General features: G+C 34.9%; 14 protein-coding genes, 4 pseudogenes and 1 riboswitch. Of the genes and pseudogenes, 7 read left to right on the forward strand and 11 right to left on the reverse strand.

Annotated elements, in window-relative coordinates:
- The first annotated feature begins 6 nt into the window (after positions 1-6).
- Positions 7-446 (forward strand): annotated as a pseudogene (locus B5P42_RS22090) (Lrp/AsnC family transcriptional regulator).
- Between the two features lie 134 nt (positions 447-580).
- Positions 581-1,114 (forward strand): DUF2199 domain-containing protein, encoded by a 534-nt coding sequence (locus B5P42_RS22095; protein WP_113735237.1) that lies wholly within the window; start codon positions 581-583, stop codon positions 1,112-1,114.
- A gap of 105 nt (positions 1,115-1,219) precedes the next feature.
- Here the strand turns inward: B5P42_RS22095 and B5P42_RS22100 are convergent, their stop codons facing one another.
- Positions 1,220-2,425: a M20 family metallopeptidase gene (locus B5P42_RS22100; RefSeq protein WP_113735238.1), complete on the reverse strand. Its 1,206-nt coding sequence runs from the start codon at positions 2,423-2,425 to the stop codon at positions 1,220-1,222.
- Between the two features lie 88 nt (positions 2,426-2,513).
- Positions 2,514-2,615: riboswitch (SAM riboswitch) on the reverse strand.
- A gap of 75 nt (positions 2,616-2,690) precedes the next feature.
- The gene (locus B5P42_RS22105) at positions 2,691-5,000 is read right to left on the reverse strand and encodes an AAA domain-containing protein (RefSeq protein WP_113735239.1); all 2,310 of its coding nucleotides are present in this window, start codon (positions 4,998-5,000) and stop codon (positions 2,691-2,693) included.
- Between the two features lie 115 nt (positions 5,001-5,115).
- Between B5P42_RS22105 and B5P42_RS22110 the strand changes: the two genes are divergently transcribed.
- Positions 5,116-5,508 carry a VOC family protein gene (locus tag B5P42_RS22110; protein ID WP_107886627.1) on the forward strand — a complete coding sequence of 131 codons (393 nt, stop codon included), beginning with the start codon at positions 5,116-5,118 and terminating at the stop codon, positions 5,506-5,508.
- A 388-nt stretch (positions 5,509-5,896) separates the two neighbouring features.
- Positions 5,897-6,136, forward strand: coding sequence for a hypothetical protein (locus tag B5P42_RS22115; protein ID WP_258397522.1), 240 nt, complete (start codon positions 5,897-5,899; stop codon positions 6,134-6,136).
- 227 nt (positions 6,137-6,363) lie between these two features.
- On the opposite strand, the gene B5P42_RS22120 is transcribed toward B5P42_RS22115, so the two are convergent.
- From B5P42_RS22120 to B5P42_RS22135, 3 genes are all read right to left on the reverse strand, one after another.
- Positions 6,364-7,671, reverse strand: a complete 1,308-nt coding sequence (locus tag B5P42_RS22120) for a condensation domain-containing protein (RefSeq protein ID WP_113735240.1) — start codon at positions 7,669-7,671, stop codon at positions 6,364-6,366.
- Between the two features lie 925 nt (positions 7,672-8,596).
- Entirely contained in the window at positions 8,597-8,920 is a 324-nt protein-coding gene (locus B5P42_RS22130) for a PepSY domain-containing protein (protein WP_002084636.1), read from the reverse strand.
- A 20-nt stretch (positions 8,921-8,940) separates the two neighbouring features.
- Positions 8,941-9,411 (reverse strand): hypothetical protein, encoded by a 471-nt coding sequence (locus tag B5P42_RS22135; protein WP_002165464.1) that lies wholly within the window; start codon positions 9,409-9,411, stop codon positions 8,941-8,943.
- 296 nt (positions 9,412-9,707) lie between these two features.
- On the opposite strand from B5P42_RS22135, the gene B5P42_RS22140 reads away from it, so the two are divergent.
- Both B5P42_RS22140 and B5P42_RS22145 read left to right on the forward strand, forming a co-directional pair.
- Positions 9,708-10,382, forward strand: coding sequence for a response regulator transcription factor (locus B5P42_RS22140; RefSeq protein WP_113735241.1), 675 nt, complete (start codon positions 9,708-9,710; stop codon positions 10,380-10,382).
- Positions 10,379-11,752: a sensor histidine kinase gene (locus B5P42_RS22145; RefSeq protein WP_113735242.1), complete on the forward strand. Its 1,374-nt coding sequence runs from the start codon at positions 10,379-10,381 to the stop codon at positions 11,750-11,752. The genes B5P42_RS22140 and B5P42_RS22145 overlap by 4 nt, the downstream gene beginning before the upstream one ends.
- Before the next feature lie 236 nt (positions 11,753-11,988).
- Here the strand turns inward: B5P42_RS22145 and B5P42_RS22150 are convergent, their stop codons facing one another.
- From B5P42_RS22150 to B5P42_RS22170, 5 genes and pseudogenes are all read right to left on the reverse strand, one after another.
- Positions 11,989-12,387 (reverse strand): DUF1259 domain-containing protein, encoded by a 399-nt coding sequence (locus tag B5P42_RS22150; protein WP_113735243.1) that lies wholly within the window; start codon positions 12,385-12,387, stop codon positions 11,989-11,991.
- A 327-nt stretch (positions 12,388-12,714) separates the two neighbouring features.
- A complete protein-coding gene (locus B5P42_RS32100; protein WP_000441003.1) occupies positions 12,715-12,876 on the reverse strand; it encodes a hypothetical protein in 162 nt (53 codons plus the stop codon).
- Positions 12,877-13,240: 364 nt separating this feature from the next.
- Complete coding sequence (locus B5P42_RS22155; protein ID WP_002017170.1) at positions 13,241-13,456, reverse strand: hypothetical protein; 216 nt, start codon at positions 13,454-13,456, stop codon at positions 13,241-13,243.
- Between the two features lie 350 nt (positions 13,457-13,806).
- Positions 13,807-15,252, reverse strand: a complete 1,446-nt coding sequence (locus B5P42_RS22160; protein ID WP_113735244.1) for a L,D-transpeptidase family protein — start codon at positions 15,250-15,252, stop codon at positions 13,807-13,809.
- Positions 15,253-15,852: 600 nt separating this feature from the next.
- A pseudogene (locus B5P42_RS22170) lies at positions 15,853-17,384 on the reverse strand (alpha/beta hydrolase).
- Positions 17,385-18,138: 754 nt separating this feature from the next.
- Between B5P42_RS22170 and B5P42_RS32885 the strand changes: the two are divergent.
- Positions 18,139-18,249, forward strand: a pseudogene (locus B5P42_RS32885) (IS6 family transposase); the annotation flags it as partial.
- 104 nt (positions 18,250-18,353) lie between these two features.
- Here B5P42_RS32885 and B5P42_RS22180 read toward each other — a convergent pair.
- A pseudogene (locus B5P42_RS22180) lies at positions 18,354-18,484 on the reverse strand (septum site-determining protein); the annotation flags it as partial.

An 18,484-nucleotide genomic window follows, 5' to 3' on the forward strand; every position in this document is an offset into this window, starting at 1 on the left:
TACACAATGCAAAACGCAGTAAAACTAGATGAAATTGACCATAAAATTATGAACTTGTTGTATGAAAATGCGAGAATTTCTGTTTCAGAAATAGGACGTATTATATCCATGACGCAGCCTGCTGTAAAAGAACGCATTAACAAACTTGAAGACAAGGGGTTATAGCTGCTTACCGAACGAAATTTGAGCCTTCCAAAATTAATAAAAACATCCAAGCATTCATTATGTTCAAAACGAGTCAATGCTCTGATTTTATCCAATATTGTAATGCTGCTCCTGAAGTAACAGATTTATATCGAATTAGCGGGGAATTTAATTATATGATGAAAGTCATGAGCGATTCGATGGATTCTCTCGCTGCATTTTTAGACTCTTTAATGCAATTTGGATTATCATCTCCTTTAATTGTTTTAAAGAGTGAATTTGAAGAGAAATTGTCGTTCTGATAAAAGGATACGTATTATCCTCCGCTAACATTAAAAGTTGCTTCTTTGTGAGAGAAATCAACAAAATAAATGATATAATCTATTTAAAATCAAATGATCAAACACAATTGATATAGATGGTTAGGAGAAAATTAATGAACGAAAAAATAGGCTATGTTTGTAAATGTTGCGGAGTATTTCACGATGAACTCCCTATATGTTATGGGAATGAGGCTCCCGATTATTTTTACTATATCCCTGAAGAAGAGCTAGAGAGTCGAGTTGAAATGGATGAAGATCTATGTGTAATTGATGATGAATATTTCTTTATGAAAGGTTGTATTGAAATTCCAGTTTTAGATGGAGAGGGACCTTTTATATGGGATGTATGGGTATCTTTAAGTGAAACAAACTTCCAAAAGACGCTTGATTACTGGGAAACGAAAGGAAGAGAAAACGAATTAGAGCCAATGTTTGGTTGGTTATCTACCCAACTTCCTTGTTATCCAGATACAGTAAGTTTAAAAACAATGGTTCATACTAGAGAAATCGGTTATAAACCTTATATTGAACTCGAACTAACAGACCATCCATTATCTATTGAACAAAAAGATGGTATTAAACTAGATCGCATCCAAGAAATTGCTGAAGAAATTTGTTATCAAAATAACGAAGAAATAAATGATTAGTAAATAAAAAAGAACATTGAAAAATCAATGTTCTTTTTTATTGCATTTTCACTTATTAATCAGATTTCTCTTCGAAAAGAGAACACTCAACTGTATTTTAACCACCTATCCCTGATTCTTCCGCTCCTCCCTAAACTCCTCCTTCACCTTCTCTAACAGCCCTTCTTCTGTAATTAATCGATACGCTGTATTTGCTAGTGCTTTTGCCGATGTGATTAGCGCTTTATCTCCTAATTCTGAACGTGCTGCTTCTCTAAATTCATTCGTATGCGCAATTAAGTCATCTGGACCGATTTTAATGTACGGATGAATTGTCGGTACAACTTGGCTTACATTTCCTGCATCCGTTGAGCCGATTCCTACTCTTTCTTTACGGTTTACCTCTTCACCTTGTAGTTCTAACTCTTCGGCTACGACGTCATTAAATGTTTTTGTCACGAGCAATTCATCAATTTCATTTTGGAATTGATGAATTTTCACTTTTGTGCCTGTTGCTAACGCTGCCCCTTGTGCAATATTTCTTACTTTTTCTGTTACTTCCGCACATCTTTTTCTCGTTGCAGCACGGATGAAGAAGCGTGCCGCAGCATAATCCGGAATAATGTTAGGTGCTTTCCCACCTTCAGTAATAACTCCGTGAATTTTCACATCTGATGGGAGTTGTTGGCGAAGTGCATTAATACTGTTATACAGCTGGATAATCGCATCTAATGCGTTAATTCCTTCTTCTGGTGAGGCTGCTGCATGAGCTGTTTTTCCGTAAAAATGAAAATCAAGTGGATCGACCGCTAGTGATGGACTCGTTGGAGCTGTTTTTCCGCTCGGATGAATCATAAGCGCCGCATCAATGTTTTTAAATAAGCCAGCTTTCACATAACTCGATTTTGCGCTACCATTTGGCCCGCCCTCTTCTGCTGGTGTTCCGAACACGACAACTTCTCCGCCGATTTCCTCAAGCGTTTCTGATAACGCGATCGCTGCTGCAACGCTAATTGTTCCGATTAAATTGTGACCACACGCATGACCGAGTCCTGGTAAAGCATCATACTCAGCTAAAAATGCGATAACTGGTCCTTGTTTCCCGGAACTTTTTCGCGCGATAAACCCTGTTTCATGACCAGCTATATTGTGCTGCAACTGAAATCCTGCGCTTCCTAACAACAAACTTAACGTTCTTGATGCGTAAAATTCTTGGTTACCAATCTCCGGATTCGCATGAATATTATGACTTGTTTCTATGTACTTTTCCTTATTTCTTTCTATACTCTCTTCAATTGTTTTTCTTTGTGACGTTACTCCTGTCGCTCCCATTTTTCTTCCTCCTTTTATTTTCACGTAAAAAAGCCTCTTTCTAAAAGATAGAAAGAGGCTTCTGTATATACAGTCAAAATGAGCTTCTTTCTTATCTTTCAAGTTACCTTGCTGGAATTGGCACAGTATTCATAAAGAATCCGCTGCCGAGGTGTCATAGGGCCAGTCCCTCAACCTCTCGTGATAAGAATTTTCATAAAATTATATTAAATTATTTTCATTCTAAGTTCATTCCAGGCAAAAGTCAAGGAATTCCTATCTGAATTTACCGAATATCTAAAAACCCTTTTAATACGCCAATTGTTTCAGGTGCTTGTAATCTTGCACATATGTACGGAAATTCCATACTACCTTCAAACATCATTTGAGATGTAAGAGGTGCTCCTGCCCAAAAGATTTCATCATCGATTACGATAAACGGGAATGCTTTATTTTGTCTTTGTAACTTTACATTTTTTAACGGAACTGGTCCATCACTATACACTGTTATTTGCGCATTTGTACGCATTAACGCTTGCCAGACTCGCTTATCCACTTGCTTTGTACTTGGAAGTGAAATAATAATTTTTCGTTTTGCGGCTAAAATATCTTTCAATAACCCTTTCGGCTCTTCAAGATTCATTTCCATAAACCAGCGTAAACGTTTCGAAATTTTCCGCTCCCACAATTGTCTTGATGTCGTGCGATCATATACATCTCCGTGACGTTCTATATGAGCTGTTAATTGTGATAACGCTTGTTTTTTCGAAAGGTTTTTACGCATATAATGGCAATCTGATAATTGAATGAACTTCCCTCTCGCCCTTGTCACTGCAACGTTGACGAGGCGATGATTTTTATGGTCAAAGAATAACACGCCAGGTCGTTCTTGCGGATAACTATCAACCGTATCAAATATCATCATATCTCTTTCAGAACCTTGGAATTTATGAACCGTCGCCGCTAAAACTGGTATGTTTTGATATTTCGTTCTCTGCAACATTTCTCTAATGCACGTTGATAAAAAGCGGGACTGTGCCCTGTAAGGCGTAACTACACCGATAGATTGAACACCGTCTAACAATCCAATTAACATCATTTGCATCGCTACTAAACCAGACATAATATTAAAACGAGAACCGGAAGCAGCGTCTTTTAAAGAAAAGGCTCCCATTAAGCTCGTATCAAATAAAACACTCGCCTCATTTGCGAACGGTTGCAGTTTCGCAAGTTCTTTACGCTCTGAAACAGATGGATGATCGTACACTCTATTTTTATAAATAAATGAATTCGTAAACTTCGATATATCCGTATGCATACGTCTTTGCTCCTGCAGCATAAAAAGGTTCGGATGTGCTTCTGATTTATTTACAGAATCAACAATCCCTGCATGATAAAACATATCTTCACCGAGCCATTTTCGAACGAGTTCATGGTTCGCCATCGCAATCGGAGGTAACTGTAAAAAGTCACCACAAACGACAATACGTTTCCCAAGTGAAGCAGCTAATGCGATTTGCGGAACATAAGCCATACTTACTTCATCTACGACAACTAAATCAAATGTACGCTCATAAATAAGTGAATCAATTGCACATTTCGATAAAGTCGCACCGATTACTTTCGCATTTTCAATGTATTCTTTTTCTACTTCTTTAATTTTCGCTTTTTGCTTTCGAAGATCACTTTCAATCTCTTGTATACGCTTTTTATCAGCAGAAGTCGCTTTATATGATAAAATCTTTTCACGAAGATCTTGTCGTGTCTCTTCTAAATAGAGTCTTTCTTCTCCCCAAGATCCATTCGTCGTTTCAACTAACTTCGATGCAAGTAACGTTTCATGATTTCGTATATGTTCATGTTGACTATAACCGTAACGAACAATTTCTCCAGGCGTCCATTTCTTCTTCTTCTCAATTTGCTTCGTTACTTCACTCATTAATACGTCTACTGCCGCATTACTATGAGCTAACACAAGTATCGATTTTCCTTTTTGATAATGAGCAGAAATAATACGCGATAAATTGTAAGACTTCCCTGTTCCCGGTGGTCCCCACACGTACGTTGTTGGATTGTAAAAAGAACGATACGCCAATTCATTTTTCGTATTTTTCATCTTTTCAATATGTTTCGGACTGCTCGTCCCATCAACAAGACGCTTTATACGATTACGTTTCAGCTTATCTTTATGTGCCTCTTTCAATCTCTCTTGCAGCTGTTCTAGCAATTGCCACGGTTCACTGTATAAAACAGCTTCTCGTATTTCACCTTGTATATAATCATTTAATTTCAGTTCTATTTCTAATCCATGTACAGATAATACTTCCCCTGTTGCTTCCTCACCATCGAACTCAATTCGAATTGGTGAACCTTCAGGTAAACTTACTTCCGATATAAGCTGAAATACGTATACTGTACTTTCATAATCTGTATATAAAAAACGACCGTTAATGATAGAGATTTTACTACCACCTATCGTTTTCCAATGTTTAATTTCATATGCTAATGCATAATGCCACTCTTTCATCGTTGCCGATAATGAAGGAGTTTGAGTAGGTGTATTCATCGTATAATCTCCTTCCTTCTCCCCAAACATACTTTCTCACTATACCATATAACACGCTAAAATTTGTAAGGTTTTTATCTTGCTTATTTTCTTAATTTTCAATAATATATTGTATATAATTTTCAGAAAGAAGGAAGGAATCTACATGCCAGTTAGAAGAATCGAACACGTTGGACTTATGGTTGCAAACTTAGAAACATCTATTTCATTTTATGAAGAAGTAGTCGGCTTACAACTCATTAAACGTATGGGACATCCAAATCCAGACTTAAAACTCGCTTTTTTAGGTGTGGAAGAATCGAAAGAAACGATACTTGAACTAATTGAAGGTTACAACTCTTCCCTTCCGGCAGAAGGAAAAGTACATCACATTTGTTTTAAAGTGGATTCATTAGAGGATGAAATCGAAAGACTAAAGAAACACAAAATAACCTTCCTACTAGGAGAAGAAATTGAAACATTACCAGATGGAACACGTTACATATTCTTCGCTGGTCCTGACGGAGAGTGGATTGAGTTTTTTGAGACGGGGAGATAAAGTAAGACTTTAATTAGGGAGCTTTTGCGGGATAGAAAAAGAGCCGGAATTCCGGCCCTTATCTTTGCAAGTGCGCAACCAATAACAATAAAACACACCTTCAATCCGAAAACTCACCTATAAAAAAACAATCATTTTGTTAGGAGTAAAGAATGATAAATACAATCTATATTATTGTCTTTTGGGTACTTATACTATTTCCAATCCTGTATGTAATTAAGATAAAGCATTGGAATTTAAAGTGAAACTTTAATCAGTGGGGGTTTTGTTCATCCCCACTGATTATTAGCCCTCACCAATCGGGCTTTTACGGGCAGCCCGACTCCCACCTAACTTCTTTGCTCCAGCTGAATTTTAAGGTGGGAGTTTTACTGCCCGTTAATGCGGGATAAAAATAGTTGCCGTATTTATTGGAAGGATTCTATTAAGTATCGTCTTTTTCTTAAATGGAATTTATGTAGGACTAAAACGAAATTGGGCAGAGCCTCCCTATGAAACAGAATGGGATTTCTTTATAAAGTCTTTGCAGCATGGGAAAACGGAAGCACTTATAGAAGTATTACTTCTAATTATTATCATTACTTTGGACCTAATAATTATATTTTATTATAGAAATAAAAAGAAATAGGGTATTTTCCCTATTTCTTTCTTTACTGGGGTACCGCCCATAACCATCAAGCTAAGAAAAGCGAATACCCCAAAACGAAAAAAATGACCTGAATTCTCATAAATAACTGTTGTAGTGATATAAAATTTTCGTTTTAGGGATACTTCAAAATATTAGCTTGATGAACATGGGGACGAGCCACTAAAATACAATTCCGCTAGAAATTTTCGCGCTATATTCTCTTTTATTTATGATAGTTGATTAACAACACTTTCTAAAAATTTGTCTACCTTTTCTTTTGATGTATCCGGTGTATGATAACCAATCGTAAATGTAAGTCTTCCATTATAAAAGCTTGCACCCATTGAAAAGAATGGCGCATACATAATGGGTGATGTCATATACCCGTCCTCAGCTTGAACTTCACCAAACTGAATAGGTTCATCAGCGATCACCCCGAAATTTGTCAGTAACGGCAACGCCATCCCCATCTGTAAAGCCTGCTCGTATTGCTGATTATACATTTCCTTCACCACAGATAGCTTCATACCTGCCAGTAGCTCCATTCCTGCTGCTGAAGACAGACCTGGATTTTGAGACTTTATTTTATCCATTGATTGTTTAATTCGAACGAGAGTCTGATTAAATGATTCATTATCCTCCATTTTAATCACTGGCATTTCCATGCCGGATAAGTTGCAAATAGCACCAGTTGTATAATTAGGCAGATATCGACGTAAATCAATTGTTAAACCGATCATTTTTTCTGCGGTGCGAGGTTCTGCATACACAGTGAAATGTGATAAAGCTCGGAAGTATGCAGTCATGATTACATCATTCAAGGTAGCCTGTTGTGCTTTTGTCCATTGGGTTAGACGTAGAGATTGCTCATGGCTCAACCGCCGTACGGACATTTGAGGGGATTTATTTTTGTTGGGTTGAGATGGAAAAGACCATAACGATGCCTGTTGTTCTTGGTTAGGACGATACGCGCTTTTTATGTCCGATATTCCAGCATATTTGAATACATGTGATTGATCTCGAAAACTCTCATTTCCCTCACCAAATTCCTTCATAATTTGATTCTTAGATTGTCCCAAGGAAAGTTGAGTATAAATTGCTCCAAGTAAATTAATATATTCCTTGACCCCTGCGCCATCTGAACATAGATGAGATAATTTCACAACTAACATATCTGTTGTAGTTCCTCGTAATAATTTTGTTTGAACCATAGGCCCCTGAATACGATCACCGGGTTCCTTAATAAAGTCTATTGCCATTATTTCAAGTTCTTGATTATTTCCTTCTGCAAAAAGGCAAATAGGTGAGTTAGTGGCAGATGAATGTTCCTCCCAGTAAGGGATATCATTTTCTACAAACCGGCTGTTCAAAACCGGCTGCAATTGTAACGTTATCCTTACTGATTGTTCAAGTATTTCCTTTGATATACCTACAGGAAAATAAAGAACTGTATTAATTTGTTGATCTGCAGAATAAAGACCTAATACATAATTCATTCGATCTTGAGGTGTTACTGAAAACTTTCTTTGTTCCATAATTTCGTCCCCCTTTTAAGACTTTTTTGTATAACCTTATTCTCCATATGGTTGTAAATTTTCTTCAAGAGTAAATAATTATTATTTTTTGAATTTTTCACAAAAGTATCTTTTCCGTACTGGTTCCATTCTTTTTACGGCTCTTTGTAGGTGATATAACCATTATTTTATTATTATTAACACTTACTATCTCCCTCTATAAAATCAAACGAAAGTATATTTAGTTTATATATATACAAACATTTTACAATTGTGTTTGGTAATTATCAATAGAAATAAATTATTTTTATGTTTTTTAATAAAAAACAATAATATAATACGTTTAGGTGTTACTTCATAATAAAAGGTTGATGGGCATGGAGGACCACCAACCTTTTATCATATTGCTTTAGATGTTTGTATTCATTATTACATTGTTTACAAATAACTCCTGTTTGCACTTGTATCACCTCATCATTTTCAAACTTCCAAACTAACTAGGTCTTCATAAAGTGAAACTTTAATCAGTAGGGGGTTTTGTTCATCCCAACTGATTATTAGCCTTCCCAATCGGGTGTTTACGGGCAGCAGGGCTCTCACCTAACTTCTTTGTTCCAGCTGAATTTTGAGGTGGGAGTTTTACTGCCCACAAATAGCGAAAAAAAGGAGCCGGAATTTTGGCCCCTTTTTTCGCAAGTGCAGCAACGGTTTGAAGAACCGTAACCTTCAACCTAAAAATTCACCCAGATTAAGAAACAATCATTTTGTGAGGAGTAGAAAATGATGAATACAGTCTATATTTTTGTTTTTAGATGAGTGTATTTCTTAACTTGATAGCGATGTAGCAAGTCCCCTTTTAGAATAGTAGAGTATAAACGTGAAAAAACTTCTAACAAATTTTGTTAGAAGTTTTTTAAAATACGTGATATTTTATTTGTCAATTTTTTTAATCTTCCTTATTGATTTCTATTGTGCCTGTTCTAGCACTAACCTTTAAAATATTTAATAGATTCTCAGGTGTCTTGATTTCCACTTCATATTCAAATTTAGATTGTGCTAAGTTGTCATCTTCTAATTCGAATTCTTTTTTCACATTAATAATTTCTCCATTTGTATGAGCTAAAGAAATTTCACGAACCTGTTTCTCTGTATAGTTTTCATTCTTTTTCGCATAATTGTAGCCCATACCATAATATCCACCAACAATAGCAATACCACTTACTAAAATAGCAATTACACTTATAATTATTTTCTTTTTATGTTTTAACATTTCCATCCACTCCTTAATAATTAATCATTTATTCCAAATCTTGCTTCAAGTACATTTTCTGCTTGCTCTAATTGATCTTCAAGTATATCTTGTTCTCTTTCTTGTATTTGATATTGTTCAACAGTTATCGTTCCAGCGTGAAAATCTGCTTCTAGCTGATCATCAGATAGATCTATCTTGTCATCTAATTGGTCAATTTCTTTTTTTGCTGCTAAGTACGTATTTAAGTTATCTTCTTTTGCTCCAACTGGTTTCGTATTATTTGCCTTTTCTACAATAGATGTGACTTCGTTTTTGAAATCTTGTGTTTGCTTAGTATCATTCATAGCAGGCCCTGTTTTGTGTGGTTCTTGTTGTAGTTGAGCACCTTCTTTTTGTGATTTATCGTTTTCTACTTTCAGTTGTTGTACTTCTGTATCGTTATCAGCTTGAGTCGAACAAGCTGTTAAGAATAAACAAGACATTGCTCCAATCATCATCCATTTTCCCATTATGTTCTCCTCCCTTTACATGTGCACCTTATCCATGTCCTTATATTACTGAACAAACATTAAAGGAAGATTAATGTGCAAAAAAATAAAGTGAAACTTTAATCAGCCCTCACCAATCGGGCTTTTACGGGCAGCAGGGCTCCCACCTAACTCTCTCGCATTCGCCGAATTTTGAGGTAGGAGTCTTACTGCCCGTTAATGCGGGATAAAATGATATAATTAAATAGTTTCTAATCTTTCTTTAATGTTTTGAAATTATAGTGATACATATAAATAAGAAGAAAAGGAGAATGTTAATGCGAGTTCTTATTGTCGAAGATGAAAAAGACTTACAAAATATATTGGTAAAACGATTAAATGCAGAATATTATAGTGTCGATGGATGTGGGAATGGAGAAGATGCTTTGGATTATATAAGCATGGCTACCTACGATTTGATTGTGCTTGACATTATGATTCCCGGAATAGATGGTTTACAAGTATTACAAAGATTACGTGCGGACAATAATACAACTCCTGTCTTGCTTCTTACAGCTAAAGATACAATTGATGATCGCGTAACAGGACTCGACTTAGGTGCGGACGATTATTTAGTAAAGCCCTTTGCTTTTGATGAGCTGTTAGCAAGAATTCGAGTGTTGATGCGAAGAAAAACAGGAAATACATCTAATGTGTTTGAAATCGCTGACCTAGTGGTGGATTGCAATATGCATAAAGTAACAAGAGGAGATCAAGTTATCAATCTTTCCAGTAAAGAATTTGCTATTTTAGAATATATGATTCGTAATAAAGAAGTTGTGTTGACACGAGATAAAATTGAGCAACATGTGTGGAATTACGACTATGAAGGTGGCTCGAATATTATTAATGTTTACGTCCGCTATCTTCGCAAAAAAATTGATAGCCAGTTTGAAACGAAGTTAATTCATACAGTACGAGGAACTGGTTACGTATTGCGAGTAGAATCATGAAAAGACTATCAATAAAAATGAGAGTGACCCTATGGTATACGGGGCTAGTTGTAATTATTATGGCACTCGTGTTAGCTTTTATTTTAACTTCTTCAGATAAAGTTTTGCTTTTTAATATGAAAAATCAATTGAAGAGCACAGTAAAAGAAAGCATTGAAGATATCGAATATAAGCATGGACAGTTAAAGATTGACGATGAATTTGAAGCCTTAGAAGATGGAGTAAATATCATCATTTATAGTAAACAAGGTGAGCTGCTGGCAGGACATAATCCAACAACCTTTAATAAAAAGGTATCGCTTAAATCCGATGAAATACAAACCATTAAAGACGGTAATAAGGAATGGATAGTATATGATTTTCTCCATAATGTAGGCGGCGATGAGCAAGTCTGGGTTCGTGGCATAATGACCATGAATCAATTATCATCGACCATGAATACGCTTATTGTGGTAACACTCATCTCATTTCCATTACTTATTCTCATTGCAGCAGCGGGAGGATATTTTATTACGCAAAGAGCGTTTCGACCTGTGCAACAAATGAGTGATTCAGCCAGTGAAATTGGTGATGGTAAAGACCTTTCGAAGAGAATTAATTTACAAGGTTCATCGAAAGACGAAATGTATCATTTAGCACAAACCTTTGACAAAATGTTTGAGCGATTGGAGACATCATTCGAAAGTGAAAAACAATTTACATCTGACGCATCTCATGAATTAAGAACACCAACATCTGTTATTATTTCGCAATGCGAATACGCTTTATCGCAGAGGAATAATCCGAAAGAAATGGAAGAATCGTTAGAAGTAATTTTAAGGCAATCGCGTAAAATGTCCGCGTTAATCTCGCAACTCTTATTATTAGCACGAGTTGACCAAGAAAAGCATAATACTTTTCAATTTGAATGTATCAATATGAGTGAATTAACGGAAATCGTTGTAGAAGAGCTTTCATTAATGGTTCAAGAAGCTTCGATTAATATAACAACAAATATAGAGGAAGACCTGTTTATTAAAGCAGATCAAACATTGATGATGCGTTTATTAATGAATTTACTAACGAATGCGATTGCTTATAGCAAAGCGAACGGCACTGTGAATATGCAACTGTTCCGGGATGAAACCAACATAATAGGTAAAGTCTCCGATAATGGCATAGGCATCAGCGAGCAACATATTGCGAAAATATGGGACCGCTTCTATCGAGTTGACGCAGCACGAACATCTTCAAACAATGGAAACACAGGTTTAGGATTGTCGATGGTAAAATGGATTATAGAACTACACGGAGGAGAAATTACCGTTGAAAGTGAATTAGGAGAAGGCAGTACTTTTACATTTAAACTACCTATTGAAAACCGAGCATAATGTATGCTCGGTTTTCGCTTTAGAATAAAGATTGATTAAAAAGCTCTCTTCAGTCCTTATTTAAAAGTAAATACAAAAACTCCATTTTGAAAAAAAGCGATCAAAATGGAGTTAATCTTTTTAGCTATATATGAGATTTTATAAAACCATCTACTTAAATCTATTTTCCAAGTATACCATTCAACAATCTGAAATATTCTAATCAACACAATCACTCATTTAACTAAAAAAATTGGTTAATTGCATAACGCTCTTCTGACTTTCCTTGCGAAAATTAGTGGATCATCAACGTCTTCGATATTAACGTAAATTAAATTTGGATCATCACATAACCACTCATTGTGTATAGACGAAACGATTATTCCTTGTTTAATAATTGTAGCAACAAATTCAGTGACTTCCTTTTGTAAGAGTGCTACCCGCCCTAGACATAATGCCCGTCCAGTTTTATTATCTCGTGATTCGAATGAGAAGGAAGTTGTTACTCTAAAACGTTTCCCCAAGATTGTTGCTTGTATTTCATCTCGATTTATTGTTGCCACGCATTTTCCACCGGCGAATCCTTCTTGGCCACCGATAATTCTTGCAAACTGTTGACAAATTAATTCATCATTAAACGCCATACCTTTAATCATCCCCCTTTTACTGTTAGGTTATGAATGAATACATCGGTCTGAAACGGTAATGAATCTATTCTATTACAAAAAAGATGATGGCAATCTAACGAAATCTATTAGCTCAATTATTCTTGATTATTTGAATTAACTCGGCTATATATGTTAAGACATTTTTAGAGAGCATAAAAAAGACACCCTAAGGTGCCCTCCTCCGACTTGAGAATCATATCTATGTATGGAGAAATTTAGAAAAGAGAAACTTCTAACTATAACTTATAGAGCTCTTATACCATGAATTACTTACATACATATTTCCTTATTTACCCGAAGAAGAATCCCGTTATATTACTTTCTGATCAGTCTCGTTAAAGCCATCCCAATAAATCCAGCACCCATCCCTATTAGCCATCCAGCATGAGTATCACCTAATATAGATCCCACTCCTCCGCCAAGAAACATGCAGCCAACGAATACTAATCCTCCAATTCCCCAATTCGGCCGTTCCATAATTCAATCACATCCCTTCAATAAAACATATGCGATTAACTAGCCTAACTTTCTTGCATGAGATAGTTAATTATTTTGCTAGAGATGGTATCGTTATTCTGCATAGGTTCAGCCACTTTTAGTGAATTCAAAAAAACGGTGATTGACCGATTTGAAAGGATTTAACCTTGTCATTAGAGGATACATAAAAACCTGACAATTAATCAAAATAGATCATGCGCTATGAAATAAAGTGAAACTTTAATCAGCTCCCAACAAACTTCTGTACCACCTAAATTTTGAGCTGGGAGTTTTACTTTCCACAAATAGTAAGAAGCTAAATATATAGTAAAACCCCAGAAATCCAAAGGTCTCTGGGGCTTCATTATATATTTAGCTCTTTTTGCTTTTTGTTTTGTTTATGTCTATGCAGCAATTTTCGACTTATGAGAGAAATCAGTAATAAGATCAGTATTAGTACGAAAAGTTGCATAAATGATAAATCAAAATATTTAGCACCTGTAACTATTAAAAGTGTAGAAATCGTACCTTTTACAATGAAAAAAATAATAATCCATAATCCGCCTTTTTTCCAGTTCATTTTTATTTTACCCTTTCCTACGCTTAAATTCTTAAATGGGACACCTTAATAGAAATCTATTATATTAATAAAAAAGTAAACTTTTTCACAAAAATCATGTCCAATTACATGCGACGATTTCATAATAAATGAAAATGATATTCAGTGTCAATTTTATTGACTATTTGAATATCTATTTATCATCTCAATCTCTTTCTACTTCGTTTCTTATAGGCAATGAACTCTTGTTTTCAAACAAAAAACACCTCCATTGAAATTGCACACTTAGTATGCAATTTCACGAGGTGTTTTTTCATGTACCATCAGATAAGATTTCCTGCTTTATTTATTTCTTGATACGTAGCTATTTTCTAGTACACAATAACTGGATCATTAGTGTTCAAACTATCATATACAGTTTTTGCTACATTAGGAAGAAGGTTTACACACCCGCCTGATCCCCCTGTTAAATAGGCATTATTTGCCCAGTCTTTTCGCCAGCCTGCATCATGGAATCCTTGGCCGCTATTTGTGAATGGAACCCAGTAATCTACCTTAACTGCATAATCAGCTTTACCTACTGCGCTGCCTTTCAGCGTGTATGGTGTTCGTTTATATAGAACGTACCACACACCTGGTGATGTATCTTCACTCGTGCTATGTTTACCAGTTACTACATTTGTTGTGACGACTAATTTCCCATCTTTATAAATCCAAATTTGTTGATCTGCAATTGAAACTTCCGCATACGTGTCTCCGATGCCATTATTCGATGTTGTTTCATAACCGATACCTTCCTTCTCCCAACCATTTCCATGGATATTAGAAGCAGATAGCGATTTTTCACCCTTTTCAAAAGCTTGTTGAACTTGTTTTGTTTCTTTTTCAACATCTAGTGCCCAGCCGTAGCCTTGTCCTTTTACTGATATGACCGAACCGGAATGGGTTTTAAAGCTGAAATTTTTATTTAATGTTGATTTAGCATTATTAATTTCAGCAATCTTATTCTTAATGTCGCTCGCATCGATTGTAACTTTCATATCCTTTGACATAGAGGCATTCTGAATTAAATCTTTCGCTTTTAAAGGATACACTTCATTCTGCACTTTATACTCAACGGACTGCCCAAGAAGATTCTGTAGTGCTTTCTCCTCTTTTTTGACAATCGGATCGTCTTCTTTAATAGGCTGTATGTATGCAGACTTCAGATGAATTTCACTTTTATACTTCTGCTTGTCGTAATCTTTCAGTAGACTAGTAACGTCATACTGTTTTCCATCAACGCTCTTCGAAATAACAACTTTTCCTTGTTCAAGCTTCGCCATAGCATCTTGAGGCGCTTGTAATTTTTCATTCATAGAGATGAGCTTTTCTTCTACAAGTTTTTTCATCGCTTCACTACGATACTGATCCGCCTTTTCCGGTAGCACTGAATAATTTTTTTCCTTTGAGGAAGGGAAAAATGTCCACTGGCTTTTTAATAGTTTCTTAACTTGAGGCAAATCTTTTTCCGTAAGTTCTGTTTTTGTCTCTTTTTCATCTAAAATTTGTTGTTGATCGACATAGACTTTGTTTGCTAGTCCAGATGTTTTTAATTTCTGTATTGCCTGATCAGCGTTCAGACCACCGACTTTTGTGTCATTAATCGTAACATTTGAATTGAAGTGAGTTGCCTGATAATAACTCATTCCTCCAATGAGAAGTACAATTACACCAACACCCGCTGCAATAAGCTTCCAATTTATAAAACGTTTGCTTGATCTTACTCGTTTTCTCTCAACTTCTTCAACTGATTCATTTATTGGATTATTGTTCATCAATCTTTCCCCCGTATACATTAACGTCAATCGATTTTAAACTAAAACCATTGACTAGTGTACCTTATTTTTCCTAAAATTTCATTATTTTTAAAAAGATTTTATCTCATTTAATTAATTAAATTCGGATTTTTCAATAGTACGATACATTGAATAACCCTTTACAAGTAATAAAGTGAAACTTTAATCAACTGTTACACCAAGGGATTTAGCTAAATCTCTTGGGAAAGCTTTTTCTCTTTACGTAAAATACGAAGTATGTTCTCCATTTTTATGAACATCACCCCTAATTTTGCCAAAAACTTTTACATTATTAGTTTATATAATTCTGTTATTAATGTTAAATTTTTTACATTTCAAAAAAAATAAACGATAATCCTTCTACATCTTAGATAGAAAGAATACCGTTTTTTCGTTTAGAGTATTTGTATATACTTCCAAATATTAAGACGCTAGCATGGATGATGCCCCCAGGTATGAGAATCTAAAGTATTTGAATAAGAAACTTTACTCCGTTCGTTATAGTTATTTACATCATAATATAATTATATATATATCTTAAGAACTGAAAATAGCTATTTAAAAATATAGTTGCTAATTTTATTTCAATCTTCCTTGCACCCAAGTAGCAATATCATTTATAACATACTCAGGTATATTAGCAGGACTATAATATTCATCCAATTTACTTGACTCTCCATCTCCTTCTGTAAAGAAGTGATTTAACTTTGGATATAGTCGATAATCAATGTTATCTCGCTCTTTTAATTGTTCTTTCCAAAAAGGAATTTCAATTTTTGATGGAACTCGATTGTCTCTTTCTCCTTGAAGAATAAGAAGCGGTGTTTTTTGTTCTTTTGACATTTCTGCTGCTTTAATTTTACGGATAGAATCCCAATATACTGGTGGTCCTAAAGAAAAATCCTTTGGAGGATTCTGACTAGAGAAATTAGGATCCTTTAATAATTCAAATTGCGATTTGTAAAATTTATATTCTTCTGGTTTCATTTCTCCAATAGAAAGACGATACTCAAGTTGATCTAAAACATTGTCTGTGAATGCCTGGGCCGCTCCTCCCATCACAATTGCCCCTGCAATATTTTGATTTTGATTTTTTTCAATTATCCTCGGAATCATCATTCCACCTTGACTATGACCAAGAATATAAATTTGATTCTTATCTATCATAGGTTCATTTTGAAGAAAATGAGTCACCAAAAGAGTATCATCTGTTGTCTCTTTATCAACTGTATAAAAAGGACTAAGTTCTGTTTTCAATCCATGTTCATAGGTTCGTTTATTATAGCGAAGGACAGCAATTCCTTTCGAGGCAAGACCTTCAGCTAAATCGCGAAATGGTTTTAAAGCATACGTTGCTGAATCCTGATCGGCTGCTCCAGCTCCATGAACAAGAATAACCGCTGGAAAAGGACCCTTTCCCTTTGGAACAGATAATATTCCTGGTAATGGAAATGCACCACTTCCAACTACTACTTCTTTATCAATAAATGATTCAGGCTTACTATATGATGGCCGATCTGCAACAGGACTAAACGACATACTGAGTTGAAAATCATCTATTTTTCCAGATGGATCTAGTTTTATTAGTAAAGGTACAGTAATTTGTTCAAAAACTAATTTAATCTCTACATTTGTATGAACAGAATTTGTCTCTTTTTGTGTAACCTCTCCAATTTCTATAAAAGAACCTTTTTGTAATTGCGTAGGAAGTTCCTCCCAATAGTTCTTCAGCCATTTTTCGGTTATTATTTTCTGTAATGATCGAGAAGTTAAACCAAATGCAGATTTATAATCTTCAGCATGCATAGAACGGATAAATGAAAGAGTAGTAGATATAACAGGATTTTCATCTTCAATATTGTCTATTTTTTTATATTTGTGTTTGTTTCCTTTAATGTCGATTTAAATGGGTGGCTGAAGGGGTTATTATATGTATTTGGATATAAACTTGTTTTCAACACGTCCTTATTCCGTCCCTCGAACAAGTTTGAATAATCCTCGAAATTTTTAGGTGAAATTACTTCCTCCGCATATGAAACCGAAGGAATAGTTATCGCACAAATTGCACTGACAAGTAATAACTTACTCCCTATTCTTTTTTTCGTGCTCATATTTATTAATTCTCCCTTCACAATTAAAATTTTTAATACAGCATGCCTAGTACTATAAGGAAATAGAAATTTTCAAGGTAATTAATAATTTACTTTACGATCCCCCCTAACAGGCTAAAAAGCTATTATAAACAAACTTTAATATAAAATGCCTTCTCCCTCTTTTTCCACATGTATGTTAACTCTAGAAATTACTTCTTTTCTTTAAAACACTCTTTTTACTGGTTTGTTTTTCATATATAAGTCGTACCTGTTTCCCCCTTCGCGCCACTTTATATTTTTATCATATACAATGAAAATCTCTTTTTCCTTACCTATTCCTTACAAATCCCTTACATCCAGAATCGCTTTTATAATAGTGCTGTAGGAACCTCTGTGCCCGAAAGCGCAAAAAAAGAAACACCGATGTTATTTGCTTTGGTGCTTCTTTTTCTCGCTTTAAATTTTGATTATTTTTCTTGCTATGTAACACAAATTACATTGTGCTGTCTGGAACACTCCTAACGTTGTTAAAATCACTTGTTTCAATAGTAAAATTTATACTAGAGGGTACTCATATCCAACAGTTTAAGAAAAAGAAACGCCTCAAAACAAAAAATGAGCTGACTTCTCAAAATAACTAAATGTAGAGACAGAAAATTTTCATTTAAGGGTGACTTCAAAACCATTAACTTAAGAAACGGATATTCTCCAGAACGAAAAATAAGAAGGTTTCTTTCAAAATACTAGCTTGATGTACATTAATTGGCACCATAATATGATTGAATTAAACTCATTACAAACAGCTAAGAAAGTGATTGCTGGAATAGAAGTTATGCTTATAATCAAAAAAGGACAAACTCCCCAAGGGGAAAAGTTTGTCCAATACCATAATCGCTCTGGTTTAATAATATTTAATTCAGTTCCGCTAGGAATTTTTCATTCTTTTTCATATCCCACTATTTTTACATCAGAACTAACAATAGTAAATTAGAATAACGACTTAATACTTGCTAGGACAGTAAGGATACCTATAACAATAACAAATACATTGCTCATCTTCCCTCTATATTTAGCTAGTACAGGCACTTTACGAATTGCATACATTGGTAATAGACATA

The organism is Bacillus sp. SRB_331 (assembly GCF_003264175.1).
Taxonomy (GTDB): domain Bacteria; phylum Bacillota; class Bacilli; order Bacillales; family Bacillaceae_G; genus Bacillus_A; species Bacillus_A mycoides.